The organism is Aeromicrobium sp. Leaf350, assembly GCF_916858655.1.
In the GTDB taxonomy this organism is placed as follows: Bacteria; Actinomycetota; Actinomycetes; order Propionibacteriales; family Nocardioidaceae; genus Aeromicrobium.
In genome coordinates this window covers 1,130,005-1,142,287 of the sequence record NZ_CAKASL010000001.1, presented here as the reverse complement: position 1 = coordinate 1,142,287, position 12,283 = coordinate 1,130,005, and the positions used below count along the sequence as shown (strand labels likewise).

Annotated in this window: 9 protein-coding genes; 1 reads left to right on the top strand and 8 read right to left on the bottom strand. The window is 72.2% G+C overall.

The genetic code is table 11. From position 1 onward, the window contains the following. Positions 1-1,005: an aldo/keto reductase gene (locus LO931_RS05825; protein WP_229052337.1), complete on the top strand. Its 1,005-nt coding sequence runs from the start codon at positions 1-3 to the stop codon at positions 1,003-1,005. A 23-nt stretch (positions 1,006-1,028) separates the two neighbouring features. Here LO931_RS05825 and LO931_RS05820 read toward each other — a convergent pair whose 3' ends face one another. The 8 genes from LO931_RS05820 to LO931_RS05785 form a co-directional block, all read right to left on the bottom strand. Continuing rightward, complete coding sequence (locus LO931_RS05820) at positions 1,029-1,847, bottom strand: NAD-dependent epimerase/dehydratase family protein (RefSeq protein WP_229052336.1); 819 nt, start codon at positions 1,845-1,847, stop codon at positions 1,029-1,031. A gap of 27 nt (positions 1,848-1,874) precedes the next feature. Continuing rightward, positions 1,875-3,791, bottom strand: coding sequence for a 1,4-alpha-glucan branching protein GlgB (glgB, locus tag LO931_RS05815; RefSeq protein ID WP_229052335.1), 1,917 nt, complete (start codon positions 3,789-3,791; stop codon positions 1,875-1,877). A gap of 5 nt (positions 3,792-3,796) precedes the next feature. Then, a complete protein-coding gene (locus LO931_RS05810; RefSeq protein WP_229052334.1) occupies positions 3,797-5,218 on the bottom strand; it encodes an aminoglycoside phosphotransferase in 1,422 nt (473 codons plus the stop codon). Beyond that, on the bottom strand, positions 5,215-7,044 hold the full coding sequence (treS, locus tag LO931_RS05805; protein WP_229052333.1) for a maltose alpha-D-glucosyltransferase: 1,830 nt from the start codon (positions 7,042-7,044) through the stop codon (positions 5,215-5,217). Before treS ends, LO931_RS05810 begins: the two co-directional genes overlap by 4 nt. Then, complete coding sequence (locus LO931_RS05800) at positions 7,041-9,041, bottom strand: maltotransferase domain-containing protein (RefSeq protein WP_229052332.1); 2,001 nt, start codon at positions 9,039-9,041, stop codon at positions 7,041-7,043. Before LO931_RS05800 ends, treS begins: the two co-directional genes overlap by 4 nt. 109 nt (positions 9,042-9,150) lie before the next feature. After that, the gene (locus tag LO931_RS05795) at positions 9,151-9,831 is read right to left on the bottom strand and encodes an alpha/beta hydrolase (RefSeq protein WP_229052331.1); all 681 of its coding nucleotides are present in this window, start codon (positions 9,829-9,831) and stop codon (positions 9,151-9,153) included. A 128-nt stretch (positions 9,832-9,959) separates the two neighbouring features. Then, positions 9,960-12,086 carry a glycogen debranching protein GlgX gene (gene glgX, locus LO931_RS05790; RefSeq protein ID WP_229052330.1) on the bottom strand — a complete coding sequence of 709 codons (2,127 nt, stop codon included), beginning with the start codon at positions 12,084-12,086 and terminating at the stop codon, positions 9,960-9,962. A gap of 51 nt (positions 12,087-12,137) precedes the next feature. Further along, positions 12,138-12,278, bottom strand: a complete 141-nt coding sequence (locus LO931_RS05785; protein ID WP_229052329.1) for a hypothetical protein — start codon at positions 12,276-12,278, stop codon at positions 12,138-12,140. Positions 12,279-12,283 lie beyond the last annotated feature (5 nt).

The window sequence follows — 12,283 nt, the reverse complement described above, 5'->3', positions numbered from 1 at the left end:
ATGAGCGCATCCGTCCCGACCCGCACGCTGGGCGCGCAGGGCCTCGAGGTCTCGGCCCTCGGCCTCGGCTGCATGGGCATGAGCCAGAGCTTCGGAGCCCTGCCGCAACGCGAGGACATGATCACGTTCCTGCGTGACGCCGTCGACCACGGCGTGACGTTCTTCGACACCGCCGAGGTCTACGGCCCGTTCCACAACGAGGAGCTGGTCGGCGCGGGTCTCGCCCCGGTGCGCGACCAGGTCGTCATCGCGACGAAGTTCGGTTTCGACATCGACGCCGGTGGCGTCCAGACCGGGGCGCTCGACAGCCGACCGGAGCACATCCGGGACGCGGTCGACGGCTCGCTCGGCCGCCTCGGCATCGAGACGATCGACCTGCTGTACCAGCACCGGGTCGACCCGAACGTCCCGATCGAGGACGTGGCGGGCGCGGTGAAGGAGCTCATCGACGCCGGCAAGGTGCGTCACTTCGGGCTGTCCGAGGCGGGCGCCGCGACGATCCGTCGTGCCCATGCCGTGCAGCCCGTGACGGCGCTGCAGAGCGAGTACTCGCTGTTCTGGCGTGAGCCGGAGCAGGAGGTCCTCCCGGTGCTGGCCGAGCTGGGCATCGGCTTCGTGCCGTTCAGCCCGCTGGGTCGCGGCTTCCTGACGGGTGCGGTCACTCGCGAGTCGACCTTCGGCGAGGGTGACATCCGGGCGACCCTGCCGCGCTTCACGGCCGAGGCGCTCGACGTGAACCTCGAGCTCGTCGACCGGGTGACCGCGGTGGCGGAGCGGCACGGCGCCACGACCGGCCAGGTCGCGCTGGCGTGGCTGCTCGCGCAGCAGCCGTGGATCGTCCCGATCCCCGGCACGCGCCGGCTCGAGCGGCTCGAGGAGAACCTGGGCGGCGCCTCGCTCACGCTGACGGGCGACGACCTCGCCGAGCTCGCGGCCGCCTCCGACGCCGTCGCGGTGGTCGGCGACCGCTACCCCGAGGCCATGCAGCAGATGATCGACCGCTGACCCCGCCCCCGCCCGCCGGCGGGTCAGGGGTGGAGGACGTAGCCCTCGCGGTAGGTCGGGTGCACCGGTCGCCAGCCGCTCGCGCGGAGGCGGGCGTTCGAGAGTCGCTTGCCGTGACCTCGAGCCGCCTCGGCGGCCGGCGGCGCGGGCAGGTCGAGCTGGCGAGCCACGTGCGCCGCGACGTCGCCCATGAGGGACGGCTCGTCGTCGGTGCCCACGTACAGCGGTCCGGGCTGCTCGGCGCGGGTCAGCAGGTGCACGACGGCCGCCGCGGCGTCGTCGCGGTGGATGCGGTTCGTCCACCGGTGCGGGTCGTCGAAGGTCCCGTTACGCACCTGGTCGACGAGACGTCCGCCCTCGCCGCGGTAGAGGCCCGAGAGGCGCAGCACGGTGCCGGACGGTAGGCGTTCGTGGAACGTCTGCTCGGCCTCGAGCAGCACGCGTGCCGGGGCGTCGCCGGGGACGGCCGGGGAGTCCTCGTCGAGCACGGTCTCCGGCCCCGCGTCGCCGTACACGCCGGTCGACGACACGAGCACGGAACGCACGGGCACCTGCCCCGTCGCGGTCAGAGCGTCCAGCGCCCGCGTCATGCCGTCGACGTAGGTCGCCCGGTACGCCTCCTCCGAACGGGGCCGAGCGGTCAGGGCCACGACCAGCAGGTCGACGGCGAGGCCCGCGAGGTCTGGTGCCTCCCGGGTCAGGTCGGCGGAGATCCCGCGCATCGGCGCGGACACCAGGTCACCTCGGCGCCGCACGGCCGTGACCTCGTGCCCCAGCGTCGCGAGCCGCAGCCCCACGTCGGACCCCAGGTCACCGGCCCCGATCAGCAGTGCATGGCTCATGCCCCGAGGCTAGCCCGGGGCGCCGGGTCAGGTGGCGCGGCGCTTGCCGGCGGTGGGGTCGACCTCGTCCGGCACGAGCCACAGGACGCCGGCCGGCGGCAGCTGCACCAGCGCGGACGCCGGCTGGCCGTGCCACGGCGTGCCCTCGGCCTCGACGAGCCCCATGTTGCCCACGCCGGAGCCGCCGTACACCTCGGCGTCGGTGTTGAGCACCTCGCGCCAGGGACCCGCGAGCGGCAGGCCGACGCGGTAGTCGTGGTGCGGGCTGCCGGAGAAGTTGGCCAGACACGCCAGCCGTGACCCGTCGCGACCGATCCGCTGGAACAGCACCACGTTGCCCGCGGTGTCGGAGGCGTCGATCCACGCGAAGCCCTCGGGCACCGTGTCGGCCGAGTAGAGCGCCGGAGCCTCGCGATAGATCGCGTTGAGGTCCGACACCAGCGACTGCACGCCCGCGTGCAGCGGCTCGGCGGCCTGGTCCCAGTCGAGCGAGCGCGACTCGGCCCACTCGCCCTCCTGCCCGAACTCGCCGCCCATGAAGAGCATCTGCTTGCCCGGGTGCGCCCACATGAACGCCAGCAGCGAACGCACGCCCGCGGCCTTGTTCCAGTCGTCGCCGGGCATGCGGCCCCACAGCGAGCCCTTGCCGTGCACGACCTCGTCGTGCGACAGCGGCAGCACGAAGTTCTCGGTGAACGCGTAGTCGATCGCGAACGTCATCTCGCCGTGGTGGTACGAGCGGTGCACGGGGTCGTTGCCCAGGTAGGAGAGCGTGTCGTGCATCCAGCCCATGTTCCACTTGAAGCCGAAGCCCAGCCCGCCGCCCTCGGTGGGCCGGCTGACGCCCGGCCAGGCGGTCGACTCCTCGGCCACCATCACCACGCCGGGGTGGTGCTTGTAGACCGTGGCGTTGAGCTCCTGCAGCAGCTGCACGGCCTCGAGGTTCTCGCGTCCGCCGTGCTCGTTCGGCACCCACTCGCCGTCGTTGCGGGAGTAGTCGAGGTAGAGCATCGAGGCCACCGCGTCGACGCGCAGCCCGTCGAGGTGGAACTCCTCGAGCCAGAACAGCGCGTTGGCGACGAGGAAGTTGCGCACCTGCGGGTGGCCGAAGTCGAACACGTACGTGCCCCAGTCGGGCTGCTCGCCGCGGCGCGGGTCGGGGTGCTCGTACAGCGCCGTGCCGTCGAAGCGCGCCAGCGCCCACTCGTCCTTCGGGAAGTGCGCGGGCACCCAGTCGACGATGACGCCGAAGCCGCGCTGGTGAAGCCGGTCGACGAACCAGCGGAAGTCGTCGGGGCTGCCGAATCGCGAGGTCGGCGCGTAGTACGACGTGACCTGGTAGCCCCACGAGCCGCCGAACGGGTGCTCGGCGACGGGCATCAGCTCGACGTGCGTGAAGCCCGTGGCCTCGAGGTGGTCGGCCAGGGCGTCGGCGAGCTCGCGGTAGTCGAGCCCCTGCTTCCACGAGCCGAGGTGCACCTCGTAGATGCTCATCGGCGCGTCGGTCCAGGTGGTGGCGTCGCGGCGCGCGACCCAGTCGGCGTCCTGCCACTGGTGCGCCGGATCGACCACGATCGACGCGGTCGCGGGCGGCACCTCGGTGCCGTAGGCCATCGGGTCGGCCTTCTCGTGCCACGAGCCGTCGGGCCCCTGGATGCGGAACTTGTAGGCCTCCCCGGCGCCGACTCCGGGCACGAAGATCTCCCACACGCCGGGCCCGCCGACGGCTTGCAGCGCGTGGCCGCCGCCGTCCCAGCCGTTGAACCCGCCCACGACCTGCACGGCCTGCGCGTGCGGGGCCCACACGGCGAACGAGGTGCCTCCCCCTGCGTCGGTGGAGTCGCGCACGTGCGCGCCGAGCACCTCCCAGAGGCGCTCGTGGCGGCCCTCCGCGAACAGGTGGAGGTCGAGCTCTCCCACGGTCGGTGTCACTGGTGCGGCCACGGTGATCAGCTCCCCTCGGTCATGAGTCGTCGGATCGACGACAGCGGCACGAGCAGCCAGTCCGGCCGGTTCGCGTGCTCGTAGGCGACCTCGTAGACGGCCTTGTCGAGCTCGAAGGCCCGCAGCAGCACGGCGTCGTCCCGGGGATCGCGCCCGGCGACCTTGGCGTAGCCGTCGCAGAAGGCGGCCCGGTTGTGCCGCGCCCAGGCGTCGGCCCGCTCGGCCTGGTCGTGGTCGTCGTCGCCCTGGCCGACGAGCAGCTGCTGCGCCGCGTAGTCGAACGAGCGCAGCATGCCGGCCACGTCGCGCAGCGGCGAGCGGAGCGTCGAGCGCTCGGCGGCGCTCGCGGCGGGCTCGCCCTCGAAGTCGAGGAGCAGCCAGCCCTGCAGCGTGCGCAGCACCTGGCCGAGGTGGAGGTCGCCGTGCACGGACTGCGCCGTGACGGGCGGCGGCACGTCGGCGACGGCGCGGAAGGCCGCGCCCAGGCCGTCGACGTGCTGGGCCAGCTCGGGCACGTCGGCCGCGACCCGCTCGAGCCGGTCGACCATCGCGGTGACCGTCTCGGCGAGCTCGTCGGCGTCGGCCTCGCGGGTGCCGAGCGCCTGCGCCAGGTCGGCGTGCACGTCGGCCACCGCCCGACCGAGCCGGTAGGCCTCGCCGGAGAAGTCGCCACCGAGGTCCTCGGGCGGCAGGCCCGACGGGTCGGCCATGTAGTCGCGCACGCTCGTGGTGGCCATGACCCATCCGTCGGCAGCGTCGGGCATGAAGCGCTGCAGCATGCCGAACGTCACGGACTCCTCGCCGAGCTCGCCCGAGATCGAGCCGAGCGGGTCGGCGATGTGCTCGGACTGCACCTCGCGGAGGGCCCGGTGCAGCACGAGGTCCTTGTTGGTCCCGGGGGTCAGCTTCCGGAACAGCTTGAGGATGTACTGGCCGCCGTAGACGATCGAGGTGTTGCTCTGCTCGGTGCTGATCGGGTGACCCCGCAGGCCGGACTCCAGCTCGGCGCCGGGCTCGGGCGCGAAGCGCAGTCCGTCGACCGTGGCGCTGCCGGCGACGAGGTCGAGCAGGTGGCACGTCAGGTCGGCGTCGCCGGACGCCTCGTAGACCGCCGGACCGTCGGCGAGGGGGATGGAGGCGGACGCCGGCACGTCGGGCACCTGGTCGTCGCGGTGGCCGATCAGCAGCTGGTACGGCTCGCGGCGGTCGCCCTGCTCGACCTCGACCACGAGGTGCAGGAGCAGCACGTCGTCACCGGCGGGCAGGTCGGTCGCGGCGAGCGGACGCACGGCCGTGATCGCGCGGTCCTTGCCGCCGAACCACCGTTGCGTGGGCAGCCACTCCGGCAGGGCGGCGGCGATCTGGGTGACCAGGTCGTCGTGGGTCTGGGATTCGCTCGCGCGGTGCGAGCCCGGTGCGGTGCTCATGCCATGCTCCTCCGTTCGCCCTCGTCGTCGGTCTCGGCCAGCTGGAACCAGTAGAAGCCGTGGCCCGGGAGGGTCAGCAGGTACGGCAGCTCACCCACGCGCGGGAACCGCACGCGGCCGGTCAGCTCGACCGGCGTGCGGCCCTCGTGGTCGGCCAGGTTCAGCTCGACCGGCTGGGGGAAGCGCGACAGGTTGTTGACGCACAGCACGACGTCGAGCTCGCCGTCCTCGCGCACGAGGCGGCGCTCGTAGGCCAGGACGCTCGGGTTGGATCCGCCCAGGTCGACGAACTCGCCCTCGGCGAACGCGGGGTGCTCCTTGCGCACCGCGATCATGCGGCGCGTCCAGTTGAGCAGCGAGGCGCTGCTGCCCTGCTGCGACTCGACGTTGATGGCCTCGTAGCCGTACGTCGGGTCCATGATCGGCGGCAGGTACACGCGGCCCGGGTCGGAGCGCGAGAAGCCCGCGTTGCGGTCGGGCGACCACTGCATCGGGGTGCGCACCGCGTCGCGGTCGCCCAGCCAGATGTTGTCGCCCATGCCGATCTCGTCGCCGTAGTAGAGCACCGGCGAGCCCGGCAGGCTCAGCAGCATCGCGGTGAACAGCTCGAGCTGGTTGCGGTCGTTCTCGAGCAGCGGCGCGAGCCGGCGACGGATGCCGATGTTGGCCTTCATCCGCGGGTCCTTGGCGTACTCGCGGTACATGTAGTCGCGCTCGTCGTCGGTGACCATCTCGAGCGTCAGCTCGTCGTGGTTGCGCAGGAAGATGCCCCACTGCGTGCCGTCGGGGATCGGCGGCGTCTGCGCCAGGATCTCCGAGATCGGGAACCGCGACTCGCGGCGCACGGCCATGAAGATGCGCGGCATCAGCGGGAAGTGGAACGCCATGTGGCACTCGTCGCCGCCCACGGCCGGGTCGCCGAAGTACTCCACGACGTCGGCCGGCCACTGGTTCGCCTCGGCCAGCAGCACGCGGCCGGGGAACTCGCGGTCGATCGTGGCCCGTACCTCGCGCAGGTACTCGTGCGTGCGGGGGAGGTTCTCGCAGTTCGTGCCCTCCTCCTCGAACAGGTACGGCACGGCGTCGAGCCGGAAGCCGTCGATGCCCAGGTCGAGCCAGAACCGCAGGATGTCGAGCATCGCCTCGCGCACGGCCGGGTTCTCGAAGTTGAGATCGGGCTGGTGACTGAAGAAGCGGTGCCAGAAGAACTGCCCGCGCACGGGGTCGTACGTCCAGTTCGACGACTCGGTGTCGACGAAGATGATGCGCGCGTCGCTGTAGGCGGAGTCGTCGTCGGACCACACGTAGAAGTCGCCGTAGGGGCCGTCGGGGTCCTGGCGCGAGGCCTGGAACCACGGGTGCGCGTCGGACGTGTGGTTGAGCACGAGGTCGGTGATGACCCGGATGCCGCGGCTGTGCGCCTCCTCGAGCAGGTGCACGAAGTCGTCGACCGTGCCGAACTCGGGCAGCACCGCGCGGAAGTCGCTGATGTCGTAGCCGCCGTCGCGCAGGGGCGAGGCGTAGAACGGGGGCAGCCAGAGGCAGTCGACGCCGAGCCACTCGAGGTAGTCGAGCTTGTCAGCCAGTCCGCGGAGGTCGCCCGTGCCGTCGCCGTCGGAGTCGGCGAACGCGCGCACCAGCACCTCGTAGAACACCGCGCGCTTGAACCACTCGGGGTCGCTCGGGGCCTGCTCGGCGTGGGCGAAGTCGTCGGCCTGCGGTTCCACGAGCGTGCCGTCGGCCTCGACGGACTCGCCCGTGTGGGGCGTGTCCTCGAGTCCCTCCAGGGCGTGGTCGGGTGCGGTGTCTTCGTGCTGGGTCGTCATGCAGGCGGCTCCTCGAGGTCGGACGCGATGCGTCGGGTCAGGCTGACGATGTGCGCGCAGGCGCGCGTCGGGTCGAGCCGGACGTAGTTGTGGGGGCCCCACGTGTAGGTCTCGCCGGTCACCTCGTCGTGGGCCGTGAGCTGCTCGTCGGGCGCGAACCCGAGGGCGGCCAGGTCGAGCGACACCGTGCCCTCGCGGGTCTCGTGCGGGTCGAGCGAGACCACCACGACGACGGTGTCGTCGCTCGCGGGGTCGTGCTTGGAGTAGGCGATCAGCGCGTCGTGGTCGACGTGGTGGAAGCGCAGCGTGCGCATCTGCTGCAGCGCGGGGTGGGCGCGGCGGATCTCGTTGAGGCGGGTCAGCCACGGCTCCAGTGAACGACCCTCGTCGAGGGCGGCCTGGAAGTCGCGCGGGCGCAGCTCGTACTTCTCGGAGTCGAGGTACTCCTCGCTCCCGGGCTTGAGCGCCTCGTGCTCGTACAGCTCGTAGCCGGCGTAGACGCCCCAGGTGGGCGACAGCGTGGCCGCCAGCGCGGCGCGCAGCGCGAACATGCCCGGCCCTCCCACCTGCAGGTGCTCGGGGAGGATGTCGGGCGTGTTGACGAAGAGGTTGCCGCGGCCGTCGTCCCAGCGGTCGCGCAGGTCCTCGCCGAACTCGGTGAGCTCCGCCTTGGTCGTGCGCCAGGTGAAGTACGTGTAGCTCTGCGTGAAGCCGAGCCGGGCCAGGCCCCAGAGGCGCGCCGGACGGGTGAAGGCCTCGGCCAGGAAGAGCACGTCCGGGTGCTCAGCCTTGACCGTGGCGATCAGGTCGGTCCAGAAGCTCGGCGGCTTGGTGTGTGGGTTGTCGACCCGGAAGATCTTCACGCCCCGCTCGACCCAGTGCAACGTGACGCGCACCATCTCGGCCAGCGCCGCGGGCGGGTCGTTGTCGAAGTTGATCGGGTAGATGTCCTGATACTTCTTCGGCGGGTTCTCCGCGTACGCGATCGTGCCGTCGGGCAGCGTCGTGAACAGGTGCGGGTGGTCCGTGACCCATGGGTGGTCGGGCGCAGCCTGCAGGGCGAGGTCGAGCGCGACCTCCAAGCCCAGCTCGGCAGCCTTCGCGACGAACGCGGCGAAGTCCTCGTCGGTGCCCAGCTCGGGGTGGATCGCGTCGTGACCGCCCTCGGCCGCGCCGATCGCGTACACCGAGCCGGGGTCGTCCGGGCCGGGCGTGAGGGTGTTGTTGCGGCCCTTGCGGTTCTCGCGGCCGATGGGATGGATCGGGGTCAGGTAGGCGACGTCGAACTGCATCGCGGCGGCCCGCTCGAGCTCGCTGAACGCGGTGCGGAACGTGCCGTGCACCGGCTTGCCGCTGGCGTCGACTCCACCCGTGGAGCGCGGGAAGAACTCGTACCAGGAGCCGAACGCGGCCCGCTGGCGGTCGACCCAGACCTGCCGGGTCGGGCCCTTCGTGACGAGCTCGCGCACGGGGTGCTCGTGCATCACGGCGCGCACCTCGGCAGACAGGGCGGGTCCCACCCGGGCGCCGAGCGGCAGGTCGGCGTGGCGCAGCGCGTCGGCCGCGCCCTGGAGCGCCGCCTGGTCGGCCCGTCGGTCCTTGCGTGCCGCCACCTGCTCCAGCAGGCGCGCGGCGAGCTCGAGGTCGTTGGCGACCTCGGCAACGCCCTGCCCGGCGGCGAGCTTGGCCTCGATCGCGTGCGCCGTCGTGGCCCACGGGTCGCTCCACGCGTCGACGCGGAACGTCCAGAGCCCCTCGGCGTCGGGCACGATCGTGGCCCCGAAGCGGTCGAGGCCCGTGCCGATCTCGGTCATGCGCGTCGTGCGGTCGCGGCGCTCGCCCGGCCCACGCCAGGCCACGTTGGCGGCGACGGCGTCGTGGCCCTCGCGCCAGACCGTGGCGACGACGGGCACGTGCTCGCCGACGACGGCCTTGGTCGGATGGGTGCCGTCGCCCGCGAGCGGCCTGACGTCGTCGATCCCGATGCGTGCGGTCATGGTCGAGCCTCCCCGTTCGTCGATGTCGTCGTTCGGTGGGTGCTGCGCGGTGTCCCTCGCCTCGAACGTACCGAGAGACCGTGCCCGGCGCGATCCCAGCCGGTCGGAGTCAGACCTCGAGAGGTGCGTCCGACTCCAGGACGCGCCGCAGCAGCCCCGAGGGCCGCGCGCCCTCGAGCAGCGTCGTCGCGGTGAAGTCGGCGGCGAGCCCGTCGAACGTGCGGTGCCGTCGCAGCATGGCGTGCTTGCCGCCCTCGACACGGACGTACGACACGTCGGCCGTGCGCGCGACGTTGCGGGCCGCGGACTCCGACCTCGCCGGGACCGCGATGCGGTCGTCGGTGCCGTGCGCGATCAGCACCCGACGCCCCGTCAGGTCGAGGTCGCCGTCGGTCGGGTAGACCCACGGGTTGAGCGCCACGACGCTGCGCACCTCGGCCCGGCCGGCGGCCAGGATCGCGGCGCGGCCTCCGAGGGAGTGGCCGACGAGCCCGATCGGGAGGTTCTGGGTGCGGCCCTCGTGGAGCTGGTCGATCGCCCAGTGCGCGTCGTCGACGGGCGTGTGGGTCGTGTTCCAGCCGCGGGTCGAGTTGAGCAGGCGGTACACCGCCAGGCGGCGTCGACCCGAGCGGGCGAGCCGCTTCGCGATCGGGATCATGCGCAGCACCGACAGCTGTGTCGGGCTCACCATCGCGTCGCCCTGGCGGCTCGCGCCACCGTGCAGCACCAGCACCGCGGCCTCCGCGTCACGCGGCTCCGACACGGGGATGAGGCGGGCGTGGTTGGTCACGCCCCCAGTGTTCCCCAGCGGTCCCAGCCCGAAACCGTGACCACCACCACGCCCCCGACCCAGATGTGCTCCCGAATCCACCGGACCGGGGCTCGCGAACGGTGGATTCGGGAGCACATCTTGGTGCGTCAGTCCGGGCGGGGGGCCTTGAGGAGGAGGAGCGAGCGGGGGCCGAGGGTCAGTGCGCTCCCCGCGGGCAGCGGGGACTCCCAGGCGGGCTCGCCGTCGGGCGCCGAGGTGTCGAGCGTGGGCTGGAACGTCGCGCCGAACTCCGGGCCGGGCAGGGCGACGTCCACGGGGTCGGCCCCGGCGTGCAGCAGCAGGAGCCAGGAGTGGTCGGTGATGAGCTCGCCCTCGCGGCTGCGCGACTGGCTGTGCGAGCCGTCGATCCACATGCCGAGCGTCTGGCGCCCCTCGTCGAGCCAGTCGGGCTCGGTCATCTCCTGCCCGTCAGGCCGGATCCAGATCAGGTCCGGACGGCCGGTCGGCGTCGTGCGTCCGTCGAAGAACTGGGCCTGCCGCAGGGCGGGGCTCTTCGCGCGCAGGTGGATGACGCGCCGCGAGAACGCGAGCAGCGCGTCGGCCTCCTCGGTCGAGGTCCAGTCGACCCACGCGGTCGGGTCGTCGAGGCAGTAGGCGTTGTTGTTGCCGCCCTGCGTGCGCCAGCGCTCGTCGCCCGCGACGAACATCGGGGTGCCGGTCGAGAGCAGCAGCGTCGCGAGCAGGTTGCGTGCCTGGCGCTGCCGCACCGCGCGCACCTCGGTGTCGTCGGTCTCGCCCTCGGCGCCGTGGTTCCACGAGCGGTTGTCGTCGGTGCCGTCGCGGTTCTCCTCGCCGTTGGCCTCGTTGTGCTTGTGGTCGTACGAGACGAGGTCGCGCAGGGTGAACCCGTCGTGCGCGGTGACGAAGTTGATCGACTGCCACGGGCGGCGCAGCGTGTGGTCGTAGAGGTCCGACGACCCCGAGAGCCGGTACGCGAGGTCGTCGACGCCGCCCGACCGCCCGCGCCAGAAGTCGCGCACGGTGTCGCGGTAGATGCCGTTCCACTCGGCCCATTGCGACGCGAAGTCGCCCACCTTGTAGCCCTCGCCGGTCGCGTCCCACGGCTCGGCGATGAGCTTGCAGCGCGACAGCACGGGGTCGGTCGTGATCGCGGTGAGCAGCGCCGCGTCGCGGTCGAACGGGCCGCCGTTCGGACGTCCCATCGTGCTCGCGAGGTCGAAGCGGAACCCGTCGACCCCGAGCTCGGTCGCCCAGTAGCGCAGCGAGTCCGTGACGAGGCGGATCACGGTGGGGGAGGACGCCTCGAGCGTGTTCCCGCAGCCGGTGATGTCGGCCATGTGGCCGTCCTCGTCGTGCAGGTAGTAGGCCGGCGCCTCGTACCCGCGGAAGCTCAGCGTGGGTCCGTCGGGACCGCCCTCGCAGGTGTGGTTGTAGACGACGTCGACCAGCACCTCGATGCCGGCGGCGTGCAGTGCGGCGACCATCGTGCGGAACTCCTCGACCTCGCGGCCCGGCTCGCTCGCGTAGCCCGCGTGCGGCGCGAAGTAGCCGAGGGGGGAGTAGCCCCAGTAGTTGTGGCGGCCCGCGCGCATCAGCGACGGCTCGTCGCTGAACGCCTGCACCGGCAGCAGCTCGACCGCCGTCACGCCGAGGCGCACCAGGTGCTCCACGACGGCCGGGTGCGCGAGGCCGAGGTACGTGCCGCGCAGGTTCTCGGGCACGTCGGGGTGCTGCTGGGTGAAGCCCTTGACGTGCAGCTCGTAGACGACCGTCTCCTCGAACGGCACCTCCGGCTTCACGCCGGTGTCGGGGCCGCCGGGACTGGTCACGACGCTGAGCGGGACCGAGCCGAGGGAGTCGACGGTCGACATCTCGACGCCGTCGGGATCATCGGCGTAGCCGACCGCCGCGTCGAGGTCGGTCAGCGACCCGCTGATGCGGCGGGCGTACGGGTCGAGCAGGAGCTTGTGGGGGTTGCAGCGCAGGCCGGTCTTCGGCTCGTAGGGCCCGTGCACGCGGTAGCCGTAGCGCTGGCCGGGAAGCACGCCGGGGACGAGGCCGTGCCAGACCCCGAAGGTGCGCTCTGTGAGCTCGATGCGGCGTTCGCTGCCGTCGTCGTCGACGAGGCACAGCTCGACCCGTTCGGCGACGCTGCTGGCGATCGCGAACCGCACGCCTCCCGCCTCGGGGTGGGCGCCCAGGGGGAACGGTCGCCCGGCGAGCACCGTGGTCTCGTGCGTCGGGTTGAGCATCCGCCCAGTGTGTCAGGAGCGCCGGACCCGTCGCACGAGATCAGGGTCTCGTCAGGAGTACGGCCCCGTGAACGGCGCGGGTGCGTCGGGGTCGTCCGGCTCGGACCGGCGCTGCGGGTCCGTGGTCTTGTGCTTGGGGTCGTCCTCCGGGTCCTCGGAGATCCGGGGGTCCTCCTGCGGGATGTCGGTCATGCGGG

Bases quoted from the DNA above. Each gene is read 5' to 3' on its own strand.
- LO931_RS05825 (WP_229052337.1), top strand. From the start codon at position 1: ATGAGCGCATCCGTCCCGACCCGCACGCTGGGCGCGCAGGGCCTCGAG.
- LO931_RS05820 (WP_229052336.1), bottom strand. From the start codon at position 1,847: ATGAGCCATGCACTGCTGATCGGGGCCGGTGACCTGGGGTCCGACGTG.
- LO931_RS05810 (WP_229052334.1), bottom strand. From the start codon at position 5,218: ATGAGCACCGCACCGGGCTCGCACCGCGCGAGCGAATCCCAGACCCAC.
- treS (WP_229052333.1), bottom strand. From the start codon at position 7,044: ATGACGACCCAGCACGAAGACACCGCACCCGACCACGCCCTGGAGGGA.
- LO931_RS05800 (WP_229052332.1), bottom strand. From the start codon at position 9,041: ATGACCGCACGCATCGGGATCGACGACGTCAGGCCGCTCGCGGGCGAC.
- glgX (WP_229052330.1), bottom strand. From the start codon at position 12,086: ATGCTCAACCCGACGCACGAGACCACGGTGCTCGCCGGGCGACCGTTC.
- LO931_RS05785 (WP_229052329.1), bottom strand. From the start codon at position 12,278: ATGACCGACATCCCGCAGGAGGACCCCCGGATCTCCGAGGACCCGGAG.